This window comes from Sphingobium sp. FW305-3-2-15-F-TSA7, assembly GCF_058787155.1.
In genome coordinates this window covers 26,981-46,024 of sequence record NZ_JBYSZM010000003.1, presented here as the reverse complement: position 1 = coordinate 46,024, position 19,044 = coordinate 26,981, and the positions used below count along the sequence as shown (strand labels likewise).

8 protein-coding genes are annotated in these 19,044 nt (G+C 62.2%); 5 read left to right on the top strand and 3 right to left on the bottom strand.

Going from position 1 to position 19,044, the window contains the following annotated elements:
• Nucleotides 1–111 precede the first annotated feature (111 nt).
• Nucleotides 112–1,917, bottom strand: coding sequence for a tetratricopeptide repeat-containing sulfotransferase family protein (locus AC3WN8_RS02585; protein ID WP_492667818.1), 1,806 nt, complete (start codon nt 1,915–1,917; stop codon nt 112–114).
• 94 nt (nt 1,918–2,011) lie between these two features.
• Here AC3WN8_RS02585 and AC3WN8_RS02580 point away from each other — a divergent pair, with 94 nt between their 5' ends.
• Nucleotides 2,012–2,899 carry an ROK family protein gene (locus tag AC3WN8_RS02580; protein WP_492667817.1) on the top strand — a complete coding sequence of 296 codons (888 nt, stop codon included), beginning with the start codon at nt 2,012–2,014 and terminating at the stop codon, nt 2,897–2,899.
• 11 nt (nt 2,900–2,910) lie between these two features.
• Here the strand turns inward: AC3WN8_RS02580 and AC3WN8_RS02575 are convergent, their stop codons facing one another.
• Together AC3WN8_RS02575 and AC3WN8_RS02570 are read right to left on the bottom strand one after the other, a co-directional pair.
• Entirely contained in the window at nt 2,911–3,318 is a 408-nt protein-coding gene (locus AC3WN8_RS02575) for a hypothetical protein (protein WP_492667816.1), read from the bottom strand.
• A gap of 262 nt (nt 3,319–3,580) precedes the next feature.
• Nucleotides 3,581–4,060: a hypothetical protein gene (locus AC3WN8_RS02570; RefSeq protein WP_492667815.1), complete on the bottom strand. Its 480-nt coding sequence runs from the start codon at nt 4,058–4,060 to the stop codon at nt 3,581–3,583.
• A gap of 536 nt (nt 4,061–4,596) precedes the next feature.
• Here AC3WN8_RS02570 and AC3WN8_RS02565 point away from each other — a divergent pair.
• From AC3WN8_RS02565 to AC3WN8_RS02550, 4 genes are all read left to right on the top strand, one after another.
• Nucleotides 4,597–7,521, top strand: a complete 2,925-nt coding sequence (locus AC3WN8_RS02565; protein ID WP_492667814.1) for a cadherin-like domain-containing protein — start codon at nt 4,597–4,599, stop codon at nt 7,519–7,521.
• Between the two features lie 62 nt (nt 7,522–7,583).
• Complete coding sequence (locus AC3WN8_RS02560) at nt 7,584–16,400, top strand: beta strand repeat-containing protein (protein ID WP_492667813.1); 8,817 nt, start codon at nt 7,584–7,586, stop codon at nt 16,398–16,400.
• Nucleotides 16,401–16,742: 342 nt separating this feature from the next.
• Nucleotides 16,743–17,312, top strand: coding sequence for a hypothetical protein (locus AC3WN8_RS02555; protein ID WP_492667812.1), 570 nt, complete (start codon nt 16,743–16,745; stop codon nt 17,310–17,312).
• Nucleotides 17,313–17,490: 178 nt separating this feature from the next.
• Nucleotides 17,491–19,038 (top strand): methyltransferase regulatory domain-containing protein, encoded by a 1,548-nt coding sequence (locus AC3WN8_RS02550; RefSeq protein ID WP_492667811.1) that lies wholly within the window; start codon nt 17,491–17,493, stop codon nt 19,036–19,038.
• The last annotated feature ends 6 nt before the right edge of the window (nt 19,039–19,044 follow it).

The window sequence follows — 19,044 nt, the reverse complement described above, 5'->3', positions numbered from 1 at the left end:
TTCGACAGCTGTCTAATTCATGGCGCAACTTGGTTGCCGGTGTGTGGCGAAATTGCAACGAAACTGTCAAAGTCCGGTCGGGAAGAGGTGGGAAAGTGGTTCCCGGGCCTCTCAGTCACCCGTTCGGAACGGCGTGTCGGGATAGCGCTCCAGAACCGGCCCGAGCGCGTCTTTGAGCGGCGCAAGCCAGGGTTCGAAGCGCCGCCATTGATCGACGCCCTCGCGGTTGATCGGGCGACGCACCTGTTCGGAGCTCGCCGTTCGCACCGCCCGATCATTCTCCCAGAAGCGCAGGCAGGCCGGATCGAACGGCACGCCGACATGATCGAGCAGCGCGCGGACCTGCGCTTCGGTATCCTCGATCATCGCCTCGTGGATCACCCGGTGGATGCGGCCGGGCAGCACGGCGTCGATATGCGTCATCAGTCGAACATAGTCGGCATAATAGCGGCCGAGATCGCCCAGGTCGTAGGTGAAACCCTGTCCGCGCGCGAAATGCTGCTTGAAGTTGGAAAAGCAGCAGTCGAGCGGGTGGCGCCGCGCATCGATGATCCTGGCATTGGGCAGGATCAGGTGGATCAGTGCGGCATGCGCCCAGTTGTTGGGCATCTTGTCGATGAAATAGGGGCGGTCGGTCTTGCGCTGGATGCGGGTGCGTTCGAGATATTCTTCGCCCAGCGCGCGTAGCTCCGCCGCGTCCAGTGCGCCGATCGCCTCCGGATAGGCGCTCTCGTCGCTCTTGAGCTTGCGGCTGCCCAGCCGCCGCGCGATCTGGCTGATATCGGGCAGTTCCTGCGTCCCCTCGATCAGGGGATGGCTCGACAATATCTGTTCGATCAGCGTCGATCCGGCGCGCGGCATGCCCAGGATGAAGATCGGATCGGGGGCAGGGCAGCCCTGATCGCTGCGCGGCTTCAGAAATTCGGGGGTGAACAGCACGATGCTGCGATCGACCAGGGTGGTGATCTCTTGCCGGTCATAATCGATCAGTTCGCGGCGCAGCCGGTTGCCTTCGGCATAATGGATGAAGGCGGGCTCGGCGCGGTCCGCATCCTCATGCGCCTTGCCCAGCGCGAAATGGAGGTGGAAGCGATCGTCCTCCGCAATGTTCTCGTCCGTCAGCGCCCGCGTCATCGTCGCGACGTCGTCATCGTCGAGCCTCACGGTCTTCAGATTGGCCAGGCTCCACCAGACCTCGCCCAGTTGCGGCCGGATATCGATCGCGCGGCGATAGGCGGCGATGCCGTCGGCCTGGCGGCCCACCGTCTTCAGGACATGGCCATAGCTCATCCAGATCTTCGGCTGGCCCTCCAGTCGCGCCAGCACCGCTTCGTAAAGCGCGATGGCTTCTTCATAGCCGCCGACGCGGCCCAGCGCCGCGGCCTTGAGGTTGCTGTGCGCCGGATTGTCCGGATCGTCGCCCAGCAGCGCGTCGAGCTCCGCGATCGCCTCGGCATGGCGATTCTGGCGATAGAGCACCGTGGCGAGATTGGATCGCGCGGCGGCGAATGCCGGCGCGAGCTCGAGCGCGCGGCGCAGCAGATTCTCCGCATCGCCATAGCGTTCCAGCCTGCCGGCAAGTTCGGCCATCATCCGGATCGCCGCCACGTCGAACGGATTGGCCTTCAGCCTTGGCCGCAGGATATGTTCGGCGACGGCCAGCTTGTCGTCGAGCAGGGCGGTGGCCGCTTCCACCAGCACGGGATCGCGCGTCGATGCGGAGATCGCGCCCAGCTCGGCGCGGGCGGCGCCTTCCATGTCCCCGGTCGCGCGCAGCGCCCGGCCGAGCAGGCGATGGGCGTCGGCGTTGAAACGATCGACGGCCAGTATCTCGCGCACCTGCGCGGCCGCACGCACGGGATCGCTCCTCAACAGACGGCCTGCCAGGTCCAGGGCTTCGTCAACGGTTCCCGACATGCGCGCTGTGATCGACATGTGCGCCAGCATTGCGGCTGTGCCGTGCGGATGCAACCGCTTAACAGCGGCGCGCGTCCCGCGCATACTGTCCCGCATGGCGAGCGATGACGAACTCTTCGGATGTATCGAGGCGGGCGGCACAAAGTTCGTGCTCGGGCTGGTTCGCGCCGACCGCACGATCGTGGCGCGCAATCGGCTGTCGACCGGGGCGCCGGCGGAGACCATCGCCCAGGCGGTCGACTGGCTCGACGATGCGGCGGGCGCGCATGGCGCTCCTTCCGCGATCGGTATTGCCAGCTTCGGCCCCGTCGCGCTCGATCGCGCACATGTCGATTGGGGTCATATCCTCGCGACGACCAAGCCGGGCTGGAGCGGCGCCGACATGGCTGGCCCCTTCGCCCGGGCCTTTGGCTGTCCGATCGGCTTCGACACCGATGTGAACGGCGCCGCGCTCGCCGAAAGCCTGTGGGGGGCGAGTATCGGCGCCGATATCTCTGCCTATGTCACGATCGGGACCGGGATCGGCGGGGGCGTGATCGTGAACGGCGTTCCGTTGCACGGCCTTGGCCATCCGGAGATGGGGCATGCGCATCCACCCCGCCATGCCGACGATCGGGATTTTCCGGGCATCTGCCCGTTTCACGGCGATTGTTTCGAGGGGGTGGCAAGCGGACCGGCGATCATCGCACGCTGGGGCGCCAGCCTGTCCGAATTGCCCGCCGATCATCCGGGCCACGCGATCATAGCTTTCTATCTCGCTCAGCTCACCGTCACACTGAGCGCCCTGATGGCGCCGCGGCGAATCGTGTTGGGCGGTGGTGTGATGGCGACGCCCGGATTGCTCGAACGGGTGCGCGCGGTGCGGGATGGCATCGCTGACGGCTATTTCCCAGGCAGTGCGGCTATGATCGTCGTTGCGCCGGCGCTCGGACCGGACGCGGGATTGTTCGGCGCGCTCGCCCTGGCGATGGAGGCGGTTTAGAGCGCGATGGCCTAGCCTGCCTTGAGCTTGGGCCTGGGGTCTGGCCGCACCTCGAGCATCGGCAACGATTCCTGGAGCGAGGCGAGCATCGTCTTGGCATTGGCGGCCAGGCTGATCCGCTTCACGCGCCCGTCATGGGGGTCGCCCTCCAGCACGATGCTGCCGCGACCGGCGAGCCGCCCCGCCACGAGATAGAAGCCGCGATAGGACAGGCCGGAGAAGAGCATCGCTTCCTTGACGCTCAGACTGCCCTTCGCGCCGAGTACGCAGAACAGCTTGGCATCGGGCGTCAGCACCTCGAAACCATGTTCGGTCTGGAAATACCGGTTCAGATTCAGCAGGATATCGTACTGCCTGGCGTTGGATACCCCAGTCGCCCGAGACTCTATCGGGCCCCCGCCCTGATTGCTCGACGCCATCTCACCCCCACAGGTTATATATATTTAGTAAAAATATCCTGCGGCCGAACTCTTGGCAAGGCGCGATTTTATTTCCCGGCGCCAATGAAAAAATGGCTCGGTTGCGCGGTTGTGCGATCGATCGAGGTCGAAGGCCGGCCAATCGCTTGCCGCCCAGCGGCAATGAGGTGATTCGGAAAAGCCTATAAATTCAGAGTGATTCGGAATGATGCCGGAATGATGCGCGGCCTGATCTTCCCGTCGGTGCGGACCCGGTCGGCGGTCAGCCCGCCGATTGCGGCAAAGTGTTGATGCGCAGGGGGTAGTCGCCAAAGCTCTGGTCGGAAAGCAGGATGCGTTTGACGCGACGATCCTTGAGATCGGCCTCCATCGTGATCCATCCGCTGTTCGCCAGGCGCGCGAGCACGATATAGAAGCCGCGATAGGACAGGCCCGAGAGAATCATCGCTTCCTTGACGCTCAGGCTGCCTTTCATCTTCAGCGTGAAGAGAATTTTCGCTTCCGGCCGCAAGGCCTCGATGCCCACCTGCTCGGAAAATCGGCGATTGATTTCGAGAATCTTCTCTACCTGGATATGCATATTGTTCTGCAAAGCCGACCCCCAACCCAATCCTCGATCGGCAACACGCGCCGAACACGCCATTCGCGATATCCCACCAAACCGGCACCCAATACGCACCTTCCCGCCAGATATCGGCAAGTCGGCGGTTATGAATTCATATGACGTCTCGATGACTGCCAATGCAGCATAAATATTAAGTCCAGAAACGTCCGTAATAACGGCCCACCCAACACATATTTACTTGGATTGACTATGCCGTTTCTTGGTTCCCTGCCTCATTCGGTCGCGTGTGGCGGGGTCGCCCTGTGGGGGCTCCCTGCCGATCATGTCGCGATCTTGCCAATCCGGACCCCCTTGATGCCCTTCGCCGGGGTGCAGTGAAAGCCGCCCCAACCCGTGGTTTATCGCATCAATGGGCAGCAATGAGAACAGTTAACGCATATATGTCTTGCACAGATCGATATATATACAACGGATACTATTAACTGCTTTCTTTGCGTGCGCCGCGCATCTACCAAACGATCACGACTTTGCGCTTATGCGACCTGCGTTTAGCGTGGCGTTGGGCTGTGCGATCCGTGGGGCGGCCGAATTAGGCGACCTGTTGCTATTTAAAGGGGTTCTGTATGACCAAGCTTGCGTCTGAAAATGCTACGAACAAGGCGAATGCCCAGGGTTTCAGTCTCAAGGAAGGTCGTGCAGCGGTTGATGGGCAAGTGGCTGCCGACCCCTCGGCCAAGGCGGCTGTTGCTGTCCCGGTCAAGGCTGCGCTGAACGGCAAGGCGGGCGCCGGCGTTGCCGCGCCGGTGCCGGCCAAGGCCAATCCTCACGCCGACGCCGTCAAGAAGGACGAGCGCGACGAGGACGCCAAGCATAATAATAAGGCCTCGGACGACGCCGAGGGTCAGGTCGAGCATCTCGCTATGGTCGATGCCTCGGCAAGCGCAGCGGTCGGCACGCTTTCCCCCGAAGCTGGCCAGGATGCTGGCGGTGCACCTGCCGCGGACAGCTCCAGCGATGACGATGGTGGCGATTCGACGCCGCTGATCATCGGTGGCGTGGTTCTCCTGGGTGGCGGCATTGCGCTGGCGGCAGGCGGCGGCGGTGGCGGCGACAAGGCGCCCGCCAATACCCCGCCCGTCGTGTCTGCGCAGACCAACAAGGGGAACGAGGATACGACGATCAGCGGCAAGCTGACCGCGACCGATGCCAACAACGACACGCTGACCTATGCCGTGACGGGCACCGCGCCTGCTGGCGTGACGCTGAACGCGGATGGCAGCTATTCGCTCGATGCCAAGAATGCGGCTTATCAGTCGCTCGCCGCCGGCGCGACCAAGGATGTTGTCGTCAACTTCACCGTTTCCGACGGTAAGGGCGGCTCGACTCCCTCGACGCTGACCATCACGGTCACGGGCGTGAACGATGCGCCGACCACGACGGCGCAGACCGCGACGGCAACCGAGGATGCTGCGGCGGTGACCGGCAAGCTCACGGCGGCCGATGTCGATACCGGTGATACGCAGACCTATTCGCTCAATGCGCCTGTTGCGGGCCTGACGCTCAATGCGGACGGCAGCTATAGCTTCGACGCCGGCAACGCGGCCTATCAGTCGCTCGCGAAGGACGAGGTCAAGGATGTCGTCGCCAACTTCACCGTCACCGACAAAACGGGTGCGACGGCGACGTCGACGCTGACCATCAAGGTCACCGGCGTGAACGACGCGCCTGTTGCGGTGGCTGATACCGCGACCGCGACGGAGGATGGCGCGGTCGTCACCGGCAATGTTGGCACCAACGATTCCGACGTCGACACGGGTGCAACGCTCACCTACGCGATTTCGGGTACCGCGCCTGCTGGCCTGACGCTTAACACGAACGGCAGCTATAGCTTCGATCCTGCCAGCTATGACAGCATCGGGGCTGGTGTGACGCAGAATGTCGTCGCCAACTATACCGTTTCGGACGGCAAGGGTGGCACGGCGACCTCGACGCTGACGATCACCGTCACCGGCGTGAACGATGCTCCCGTCGGCGTGGCGGCGACCGCCGCTGCGATCGAGGATGGCGCGGTCGTGACGGGCCAGTTGGCGGCGACGGACGTCGATGTTGGCGATACGCTCACTTACACGCTCAACGCGCCCGTCACCGGGCTGACTCTGAACGCGAATGGCAGCTTCAGCTTCGATCCGGCCAGCTATGACAGCCTGGCCGCCGGCGCGACGCAAAATGTGGTTGCGAACTATACCGTTTCGGACGGCAAGGGCGGCACGGCAACCTCGACGCTGACCATCACTGTCACCGGCGTGAACGATGCGCCGGTTGCGGGCGATGATGCTTTCACGGTTGCCGAGGATACGGCGCTCAGCGGTACGGTCGGTGGCAACGACACCGATGTGGATGTCGGCGACACGCGCACTTACGCGCTGGTTGGGACGGTGCCTGCTGGCCTGGTCTTCAACACCGATGGCACGTTCAGCTTCAATGCCGATGATCCGTCCTATGACTCGATCGCCGCAGGTGCGACGCGCGTGGTGAGCTTCGATTACAAGGTGACGGACAAGCATGGCGGCTTCGACACCGCCACGGCGAACATCACGGTGACGGGTGTCAACGACGCGCCGGTGATCACCTCTTCCGACGCGGCGACCGTTGCTGAAAATCAGCCGACTTCGACCGTTATCTATACGACGGTCTTTACCGATCCCGATGCCGATGACACCTTCACCTATTCGTTGCAGGGCGCCGACAAGGATGCCTTCAACATCAGCAACACCGGCGTGGTCACGCTGAAGACCTCTGCGGATTATGAAACCAAGGATGTCTACAACTTCACCGTCGTCGTGAGCGACAATCATGGTGGCCAGGATACGCAGGCCGTCGTGCTGACGGTTACCGACGCGATCGATGCGCTCAGCCTGGATGCGGCGAGCGACGCCGATATCCTCACGCTCGAGATCGTCAACGCCGACGGCGTGGCCGGCGTGAAGGACATCAACTACGGCTTCACCGAATCGCTGGGCATCGACAATTTCGTTCGCGTCGACAATTTCGGAGCGAACGACTTCATCCAGTTCGATACCAACCCGACCGGTTATGCCTTCTCCAGCAATGGCAACGGTGACCTCATTATCGAGAACACCAATGGCGGCAAATTCAGCAGCATCACGCTGGCAGGTGCGGTTGCGACGAATGCGTTCGTGACCGATTATGCCAGCGCCGAAGCCGCTCTTGATGCCAAGCTTGGGGCTGGCGACTATCTGCGCGGGGTGGTCCCCCCGGCAAATGTCTCGCTCGACACCTATCCGGGCAATGATGGTGACCCGCTGACCTTCGAAACATTGGATGCTGGCGGTGCCGCGACGATTTTCACCGATCTGGGGGCTCAGGAAAATTCGGTGATCATCAACAACTTCAGCAGTGACGATCGTATTATCGGCACGAAGACGCTGACCGGAGACCCGACCTACAGCTTCGCGGCGGATTCGAACGATCCGCGCGATCTGATCATCCAATATTCGAGCGGAAACAATCTCAGCTACATCATTCTGAACGATGTTCTTCCGCAGAATGCCGGCTTCATCAGCAATGAGGCGTCGGCGGAGCAGGCGGTAGGATTTGATTTCTTCTCCTATGCCTAGGTGATCGCGAGAGATTTGAATTCGGGGCAATTGAAACACAAGATTTAGCAAGGAATTTACTCATGGCACGTACTATCCTGGGGGCTGGCCAGTCGGTCACGATCGGTGAAGGCACCAATGACGTTTTCGGAACCAGCACGGGTGCGGAACGGGTAACGATCCTCGACAACACCATCGTCACCTTCGGCGCCAACTTCAACGCGGGCGGCGACACGATCCGTCTGACCGGGTTGGCCGCCAACTTCACCATTCGCCAGAGCGGTTCGTTCGCGGTCCTGACGAGCACGACCGACGGTATCACGATCAACGTGCCGATCGGCACCACCGGCGTCACCATCGTCTTCGAGAATTCGGCGGGTGGCCTCACCGATGATCGCACGCTGCTGTTCAACGGCACGAACGTCGTGCTCGACGGCCAGGTCGTCACCGGTTCGCCGACGCAGATCCTGCCCGACGGCAACGGCAACGGCACGAACAACATCGTCCTCACCGCCGGCGTCGACACGACCCCCGGCGGCTCGGCGGATGACACCTATATCGGCTTCAACCGCACGCTGAACGCGGGCGACAAGCTCGATGGCGGCGCCGGCTACAACACGCTGAGCCTGTCGACCGACACGGCGTTGACCGGTATCTTCGAGGGGCCGTACACCTATGGCGGTTTCACCACCGTCAACGTCCAGCGCGTCGAAGTCACCAATGACGACGATCAGACGATCTCCATCGACCTGTCGGGCACCAAGGGTGTCGAGACGCTGGTGTCGCTGAACAGCTCGGAAGACATCAACTTCCTGCAGGCGACCTCGCTCAATGCGACCGGCGCGGACATCGAACTGAACAACGTCACCAACGGTGCGCCGGGCAACACCTCCCCCGACGTCAATGTCCAGTATCAGGATAGCGTCGTTGCCGGTGCGAACACCGTCGTCGACGTCGTCATCAAGACCAGCTTCGCCGACGATCTGAAGATCGGCAGCGTCAGCAACGGCAATGGCGGTATCGAGACCGTCAACATCTCGAACGAGGAAGGTGCTTCGGAACTCGACACGCTCGACACCGATCTGACGACGCTGAACATCAAGGCGACGCAGAACCTGAAGATCGACGACGCGCTGAACGACACGGTGCGCACGATCGACGCTTCGGCCTCGACCGCGACCGTCGATATCGACTTCTCGGACAATGATGGCGCCAACGAAGACGTCACCTATACCGGCAGCTCGGGCATCGACATCGTTCAGGCCGGCAATGCCGACGATTCGATCAGCACCGGCACGGGCGACGACACCGTCAACGCGGCGGCCGGCGACAACTTCGTCGACGCCGGCGAAGGTGCGAACTCGGTCACCTCGGGCGGCGGCAGCGACACGATCCGTGCCGGCGCGGGCGCGGACACGATCAACTCGGGCGGCGGCAACGACGACATCAATGCGGGCGACGGCGCGAACACCGTCAACGCCGGCAGCGGCAATGACGTCGTCGTGACTGGCGCGGGCGATGACACGATCAACGCCGGCAGCGGCGACGACAATGTCGATTCGGGCGCGGGTGCGGATTCGATCTTCACCGGTTCGGGCCTCGACACCGTGGTTGCGGGCGCGGGTAACGACACCGTCACCGTCGATGCGGGTGAGTTCGACGCCAATGGCGATCTCGTCACGCTCGACAGCTTCTCGTTCGGTGACGGCACCGACGAGCTTCGCATCGACCAGGGCGTTGCGAGCGCCGAGCATTTCACGCACGTCTCCAGCCTCGAAGTGCTGACCCAGACGGGCGCGAACCACAATGTGAACCTCAATGACGGCGGCGATGCCGATGCAGACAACGAGGCGCAGGCTGCCGGCATCCAGATCATCAACACCGACTGGAACTATGTCGGCAACGACACGATCGATGCCGGTGGTTTCACCTCGGCGCTGACGGTCAATATCGGCGGCTATACCGGCGACACCGACGGTGTCGGCGGCGGCACCGACAGCATCGTCACCGGTTCGGGCAACGACACGATCAAGGCCCCCGGCAACAACAATGTCCAGGACGACGACACGATCCGTGGCGGCGACGGTTCGGACACGCTGATCCTCGATGGCGACACCACGCTGACCACGAACAGCAACTTCTCCGAGATCGAGAAGATCGTGCTGCTTGAGGAAGAGCAGAGCGTTGACGAGAATCTCTACAGCATCACGCTCGACAACGATAATGCGCCGACGGCGAACGGCACGCTGACCATCGACGGTCATGTACTGCTCTCCGACGAAGGCGTCGTCATCAGCAGCAATGCGGTTACCGACTTCGCGATGAGTGTCATCGGCGGCGCCGGTGCCGACTATGTCACGTCCGGCGTGGTGGGTGACACTATCGAGACCGGCGCCGGCAACGACTATGTCGACATCAGCCTCGGCGGTGACGACAATGTCGATCTGGGCGGCGACAACGACATCCTCGAAGTCGATGGCGCTCTGACCAAGGGTGACTCGGTTGCCGGCGGTGCCGGTAACGACACGATCGATGCCTCGGATTCGACCCGTGACATCGTTGACGAAGACTTCACCAACGTGACCAGCATCGAAGAGTTCTGGGTTGCCGAAGGCAAGACCAACACGCTGGCCGCCGAGGCGCAGGAAGCGGGTATCCGCACCATCGTCTCGACCGAAGACACCAGCGGCACGGTGATCGACGCGTCGGCCTTCACGGTCGGCGTCACGGTGATCGTCGAGGGTACTGTCGCGGGCAACAATGATGTCGTGAAGACCGGCAGCGGCAACGACACCATCTATGCCGGCGTCGGCATCCAGAGCTACACCACCAATGACGGCGACGATCAGGTGATCGTCGAGGGTACCGAACTCACCAACTTCGACTCCTATGCGGGCGGCGCTGGCAATGACTCGGTCATTCTCGACAACACCAATGGTGCGGTGAATGCCAACGTCAACCTGACCAACTTCAGCGATGTCGAGAATTTCACGGTCCTCGCTGGCGGTGATCGACTGGTCGGCACCGATACCGACGACAACACGCTGACCTTCACGGGCGGCAATGTCGGTACGCTGACGCAGATCAGGGTCGATGCTTCGGCGCTGACCGACCAGGACGACAGCTTCACGATGACGCTGGCGGCTGGACAGACCGATGCGGACTTCCAGTTCAACGTCTTCGGCTCGGTCACCGACACCACGGTGGTCAAGCGCAACGTCGGCACCAACAACAACATAAACTTCCACGGCGGCACCGGCGTCGATACGCTCGTCATCAACGGCAAGGACCTCGGTTCGACCGTGACGATGGACGGTGGCGACGGTCTGGACCGGATCGTCCAGAGCCAGCAGTTCGGCTTCACCGCACTGACCGACGACGCCTTCGTCAATGTCTCGAACGTCGAGATCCTGACCGGTGAATCGGCCGGCGACCTGAACGCCACGCTCGGCTTCGAAGCCGATCAGGCGGGCATCGTTCGCATCGATGACACCAATGGCGATGACAAGGTGACCTTCGACGCCGCGTTCAACAACGCGACGACGGTCAACCTGTCGGGTGGCAACGACACGATCAACGCGCTGGCTTCGGCGGCGGTCCTGACGATCAACGCGATCGACTCGGATCTGACTGCGGGCGACCAGATCAAGGGTGGCACCACCGTCAACGACGTGCTCAACGTCAGCGCCAACAACGGCGTCGCCGATCTGACCAACGTCACCAAGGTCGAGACGATCAATGTCGTCGACACCGGCCTCGCCAGCACCACGCTGATCGTCGATACCTCCGCGGCTGATCTCAGCTCCGGCGCGACCAGCCAGAAGATCGATGCCAGCACGCTCGATGGTCCGGAACTGCTCATCCTTCAGGGTGCGGGCGCTTCGGCCAACCTCAGCGTCCTTGGCGGCGGCGGCGATGACCAGATCACCACCGGCACCGGCAACGACACCGTCAATGCGGGCGAAGGCGACAACAACATCGCCACCGGCCAGGGCGCTGACAGCGTCACGGCGGGCGCTGGCAACGACTCGATCGTCACCGGTTCGGGCAACGACACCGTCAATGCGGGCAACGGCAACAACACCGTCTTTGCCGGTACCGGCAACGACAGCATCGTCACCGGCTCGGGCAACGACATCATCGACGACGGCGACGGCAACGACACCGTTTCGTCGGGCGCGGGCAACGACCAGATCTATGGTGCGTTGGGCGCGGATGTCATCGATAGCGGCACCGGCAACGATCAGCTCCTCTATCGTGCTCGCATGGAAAGCTCGACTTCGACGGCGCGTGACACCGTCACCGGCTTCACTTCGGGTTCGGACGTCATCGATATCCGCTACGTGACCGAAGCGATCACCAAATATGGTGAGGGCGCGACGATCTTCTTCGCCGGCAACCTGGCCAATTTCGGCCAGGCTCAGGGCGCGATCACCGCGAATGACGGCATTCTGGACATCGTTTATCAGCAGGACGAAGGCGCTCTCTGGGTCGATCTGAACGATGATGGCGTGCTCAACGGCAATGACATCCAGATCGTGCTCACCGGCGTTCCGACGCTCCAGGCGAAGGATGTGCTCGACACGGCGGCCACCGGTGCGGTGGTCGGCGCGACCCTGGTGCCCACGGGCAGCTCGGTCACCGGCACTTTCCTCGACGATCGCTTCATCCTGCTGGGTGCCGGTCCGTGGACCGTCGATGGCGGCCTCGGCAACGACACCGTCGTGATCAGCAACCAGGACATCTCGACCTCGAACATCAGCAACGTCGAAGTTGCCGAGATCGATGGTTCGGCCACGATGACCTACAAGCAGCACAACACGTTCCTGAACCTGACCGACGGTGCGACCAACCCGCAGACCATCACTTTGGTTGGCGACATCTATGCCGTGCAGGGCGACGCCTCGATCGAGACGTACAATCTGAACGGCACGGTCGATCCGCTCGGCAACCTCGCGGGTGACGATTTCACCCTCGGCGCTAGCGGCCAGAACGTGAACACGGGTGTCAATGACGATGTGATCCGCACCGGTGCGGTCGATCTCGTCACCGGCAAGCTCGATGGCGGCACCGGCTACAACCAGCTCGTGCTCGACGCAGGTGACGATATCTCGGGTGCAAATCTCTGGGATATCGATGAGACGCTGATCACCGAATCGTCGGTCAAGATGAACGCAGCGCAGCACGGTTCGAACGGTTCGGACGGTACTGCCGGCGCCATCACCGACGCAGGCGATACCGGCTCGAACTCGACCGACACGATCACGATCTCGACCAGCACGCTGGCCGCGGTGGCCGCCAGCGCGACCAACCAGATCGCGTTCGCCGGCACCGGCATCACCGGCCTTGCCGACATCGAAAACTATGTCCTGTCGGACGGTAACGACAAGTTCACCCTCGGCATCGGTTCGCAGAATGTGAACACCGGACTTGGCACGAACGAGATCGTCACCGGCGCCGGCATCGACAACATCACTGGCACGCTCGGTGGCGCCGGCGCCAACGATACGCTGACGCTCGACGACAACGACAATATCGGTGGCCTCAACAACGGCGCCGCGGACTTCGGTCTCGGCAATGGCGACAACATCGTCGACACGGCCAACACGGCGGCGATCGAAACCGTCAACCTGACCGGCGGTACCGTCCAGATGACGGTGGCGCAGCATGAGGCCTTCACCAGCTTCACCGATGATGGCGTGGGCACCAACACCGTGATCCTGAGCACCGGCGGTACGGTGAATGCCGAAATCGTCGTCGACAGCTATGTCGCGGGCGGCAACAGCAACACCAAGCTGATCGTCAATGGCGGCAACACCGATGTGAACTTCACCTCGGTCGATCCGTCGGATGTGTTCGAGGACGAAGTGGTCGTCACCGGCCTGACCGTGAACGGCACCTGGGCCCTTGACGGCCTCACCGACATTCTCACCGCCAGCGGCGGCGTGGACATCAGCGGTGTCAACGGCGGCGCGGCAACCACGACCGACATCCTGAACCTCACCGGCGATATCTCGGCGACCGAGGCTCAGCATGACGCGTTCGTGACGATCAACGGCAGCGCGACCAACACCTTCACGCTGACGAGCAGCAATGGCGATGACACCGTCACCGGCAATGCCTCGATCGAAAACTACGTGCTCAACGATGCCTTCACGTTCAACCTTGGCTCGGCCACGCAGAACGTGACGGGCGATGCCCTGAACGACCAGACCGTCGTGGTCGGTGCGCTCACTCTCTCGGGCAACACGCTCGACGGCGGCGTTGGCGCCAACGACACGCTGGTCCTGAACGGCTCGGACATCACCGGCGCCACGTCGATCACGAACTTCGAAAACGTGACCGTCAACGGCTCGGTGACGATGACCTACGGCCAGTATAACGCGCTGTTGCCCACGGGCGGCGCCGGCAACGACACGATCAACTTCGTTGGTCCGGTCGCTGCGGTCACCGCGCGCACGGCGATCGAGAACTACATCCTGGCGGCAATCGCCGGGAACGACTTCTCCTTCGCCGCGGGCACCGGCACGGTCAGTGTGACCACGTCGGGCAGCAACAACGACATCGTCCGGACGGGTACGCAGACCTCGTTCGCCGGCGTCACGCTGAATCTGGCGGGCAACACCGGCTTTGTCGGTGACCAGCTGATCATCACCACCGACAACACCGATCTCTCGGGCATCAATGCGGGCAATGAAACCACCGCCGAGACGCTCGAGATCGGTGCCGGCTTCACCGTCTCCATGACCGTCGATCAGCACGAGGGCTTCACCGCTCCGTTCGTCGCGACGGGCAACGAAACGGTGGCGATCACCGATGCTGGCCTGATCAATGCCGAGGAATCGATCGAGAATTACGATCTCAGCCTGGCGGCGAACACCATCGTCGTGAACGAGCTCAACGGTGCGGTGAACATCAAGGACACCACCGGCACGGGTGACAATGACCGCGTGGTCATCAACACCAATGTCGTGGCGACCGGCACCTGGGATCTCCAGAATGCCAATGACGTTCTCGAAGTGAACGGCACCTCGACCAAGATCTCCGGCGTCAACGGCGGTCTCGCGACCACCGCTGAGGAACTGGAGCTCACCAACGCGGGCAGCAACAACCTCACGCTCACCCAGGTGCAGCATGAGGCGTTCACCAAGACCACCGCGACGGCGGGTACCGACACGCTGATCATCGTCGGTGCCGGCACTGTCACCGCGTTCGACAATGTCGAGAATTACAACCTCTCGAACGCGTCGAACACGCTGATCGTCAACGCCAACGAGACCAACGTGAACATTCTCGCGATTGGTGGTTCGGCCGACACGATCAACGTCGGTAGCAACAAGGTCGGCGGCAACTGGAGCCTCGGTGCGATCAACGACACCGTCGTTGCCGCGAACGGCGCTGACATCAGCGGCGTGAACGGCGGCGCGGCCACCACGGCGGAGTTCATCCAGATCGCCAACAATGCCAGCGTCACCATGTCGGTGGCTCAGCATGAGGCGTTCGCGATCGACCTTCTCGGTGGTTTCACGGCCACGGGCACCAACACGATCACGCTTGCCGACGATGGTACGATCAACGCCCGCAACCAGGCTGAGGCATATGTCCTCAACGGTGACGGCGCCGGCGGCAGCAAGGTCAACATCGTCGACAACTTCATCGGTCCGGACAGCAACTCGAACGTGTCGATCACCGGCGCGGGTGGTGCGGATACGATCACGGTGGACGACGACATGGTCCTGGCCGGTGTCTGGGCTCTGGCGGGCGCCGACGATACGCTCACCATCGATGACGACGCGAATATCAGCGGCGTCAATGGCGGTGCGGCGACGACGGCGGAAACGCTCAGCCTCGGCGACGATCTGACGCTGACCGTTGCGCAGCATAACGCCTTCACCACGGTGAACGCCGCTGGCGGCAACAATGTCATGACCCTCACCACCGACGGTACGCTCACGGCCTTCGCCGCGATCGAAACCTACACGCTCAACGGCGACGGCGTTGGCGGCTCCAACATCACGCTCACCTATGCGGGTGTCGACGTGAATGGTGCCGGCGGTGCGGATACCGTGAATGTCGGTGGCCTGGTGATGACCTCGACGGCGGACTTCAACCTGGCCGGTGCCGATGACACGCTCGTCGCCACCAACGGGGCGAACCTGGTCGAGATCAACAACGGCAACGCCACCACGGCCGAGACGTTGAACATCACCGACGACATCACGTTGACGGGCGCTCAGTATAACGGCTTCACGAACGGCTATGTCGGTGCGGGAACGTCGGACGGTGTTACGATCACGAACGGTGGCACCTACGTTGCTGCAGATGCGATCGAGGACTATATCCTGAATGGAACAAGCACGATCACCTTCGGTGGTGTTCTCGACTCCGTCCGGGCTGGTCAGTCGGTCGACCTGAATGCACTCGGCAATACGGTCGTCATCAACGATGCCACTATTGACGGTGGGGCGGATGGCTCGATCTTCATCAACGACTTCCTGACTGGTGGAACGTTCGACAAGCTGGACCTCAACATTGCCGGTAACAATATCAACGCCGACTACGACGAGATTCTGGCTGGCGGCGATGCTAATATCAGCGCTACCGCCGCTGCGAATGGTGTCATCGTCATCACTGGGTTGGCTGGCGTCGACTTGGACGATCTCACTGCAAACGGTGAAGTCGAAACCGCGATCGGTAACGCGGTTGGAAGCATCACCGCTGGTATCCACGTCTTCGTTCTTGAGAATGTGGGCGGTTCGGGGCAGTCGGGTGTCTATGTTGTGAATGTCCAGGGCGCTGCAGCGACGACAAACCTCGACTCGACTAACTTCGACGTTCAATCGCTTGCGATCATCGATCACACCGGCGCGATCGATTTTATTGCGGCGAACTTCGTCTGATCCTGAACAGGCCGCCCGCTTCGGCGGGCGGCCTAAAAGAAAAGACAAATCATTCGGCCTCCGCGGGTTTCTCGCGGAGGCTTTTTTTGTTCCGGATTCAGGGTGAGCAAATCGAATGCGGAGATAGGTCAGTCTTGGCCCGGGCTTGCCGAAGATTGATGCGGTGACTGCTCCGGTCGGCAAATCGATCTTCGGTGAGGCGTCGCCGCTTATGCTTGATCTCTCTCCGGCATATTTTCACCCAACGAATGGGTGGCAGAGCTTCACAGAATGCGCACGACCGATAGCTTCGCCTCCAAATTCGTGGCAGATATGATGTGGAATGTAGCAAGGAGTTGACTCATGGCGCGTACGATTCTGGGGAATGGCCAGTCGATCACGATTGGTGAGGGCACCAATGATATTTTCGGGACGGCGGCCGGCGCGGAGCGGGTGACTATCCGCGACGATACGATTGTTACGTTCGGCGCGAACTTCAACGCAGGCGGCGACACCATCCGCCTGAGCGGCGACGCTGCCGATTTCACCATTCGTCTCAGCGGCTCCTTTGCCGTCCTGACCAGCACATCGGACGGGATCGTCGCGAACATCCCGATCGGCAGCGTCGGCCTCACGGTGGTCTTCCAGAACGGATCGGATGCCTATACCGACGATCGCAGCCTGCGGTTCGATGGCACCAATGTCGTCCTAGACGGTCAGATCGTCACGTCGACCGCCACCGCCATCGCCCCTCCGGCAGCGGCCTTCGCCGCGTTCGCCGACGAATCGGCGCTGGATGTACCGACATATGCGGCGTTCGGCGGATCCCATACGTCGGCAGCCGATGTCATGAACGCGCATGACGGTGGCACCGTCTTCGCGCGAACTGCGATCGAAAGCGGAATGACCAGCTTCATCGTCAATTTCGCCTGAACCGGAATACGGCCGGGGGTTCGCCCTCGGCCGTTTGCGATCTGCCGTCGCGCGGTCGAAAAGCGAACCGTGCCACTGCTCCCCAAGATGCCGCCATCGGCGCCGATTCAAGGTTGGCGCTCGCCTTCGAAACCGCTTAAGCATCTCGGTTCATGCAGGATTCGGGGGGATGTGCGCGATGAATGACTGGTCGCACGGCTATAACGTGTCGTTGGGCTATACTTACGGTTTCTATCGTGAGCTGTCGCCTGACTGGCTGGATCTGTGCACGCGGATCTCGGGTTTCGTCCCGCCGCTGCGCTCCGCCAATGGCGGGTTCCGTTATCTCGAACTCGGCAGCGGCCAGGGTGTCGGATTGTGCCTGCTCGCCGCCGCCAATCCGGCCGCAGAATTTGTCGGCATCGATTTCAATCCCGAGCATATTGCACATGCCAAGGGGCTGGCCGAAGCGGCCGGGCTGACCAATATCCGCTTCATCGAGGGCGATTTTGCGGTGCTCGGCGCCGAATGGCCGGCCGATCTCGGGCAATTCGACTATGTCGTGATGCACGGCATCTATAGCTGGATTCCGCCCGAGGTTCGCCGCGCGCTGGTGCGTTGTCTCGATCATGCCGTCCCCGCCGGCGGCCTGGTCTATAACAGCTACAACACCAAGCCGGGCTGGGTCAGCACCATGCCCTTCCAGCATATGGCGCGCCGGCTGCAGATGGTCAGCGCGAAGCCAGGGCCCGCCGTGATCGACGATACGGTGAAGCTGTTCGAGAGCTTGGGCGAAAGCAATTCCGCGATCTTCCGCGTCCTGCCGACGCTGAAGGCGCGCATCGATTCGGTGAAGACCCAGAATCGTGCCTATCTGGTTCAGGAGTATCTGCACGAGAACTGGCATCCATTGTGGTTCTCCGAGGTCGCGGCGGAGTTCGGTACCGCCAAGCTCAACTTCGTCGGCGCCGCCACCATTGCCGAACTGATGCTGCCGGGCCTGCTGCCTGCGGGAACCCGAGATCTTATCAATGCGCAGACCGACTCGGTCTTCCGTCAGGAAGTGCAGGATTGCGCGATCAACCAGAGCTTCCGCCGCGACATCTTCTGCCGCGGCGCGCGGCGCACCTTCAATCGCGGAATCGATACGGCGCTCAATACGGAACTCCATCTTGTGTCCGCGCCGAAGGATGAAGAGGAAGCGCTCAAGATCAACACGTCGTTCGGCGAGCTTTCGCTCAAGCGGGATTCGTTCGCTGAGGCGATTTCGGCGCTTGGTAAGGGGCCCAGGACCATCGCCGACCTTGCCGCGCTGCCCGCGCTCAAGAAACAGGGCATGAGCAGCGCGATCCAGACGCTGCTGCTGCTCATCCATACGGGGGCGATCGGTGTTGGGGCGGCGAAGCGGGTCGATCCGAAGCCGGCACAGCGTTTCAACGCCGTGCTGGCGCGCGCCGTCTGTGAAGGCGCGCCCTATGCCCATCTCGCTGTGCCCGCGCTGGGTTCGGCGCTTTCGGTCAGCGATATCGATTGCATGTTGTTCGACACCTGGCTCGGCGCGCCCAAGACGGACGCGGCAAAGCTCGGCAAGGGGCTGAGCGAACGGTTGGCGAGGCTCGGCCGCAAGCTCCAGCAGAATGGCCAGCCGATCGAAGGTGCTGCGGCGCAGGAGCGGATCGATGCGATGTCCGCCACATTCCTCGACAATAGCCTGCCGCGCTGGCGGCAGATCGGCGCAGTCGCGTGATGGTGG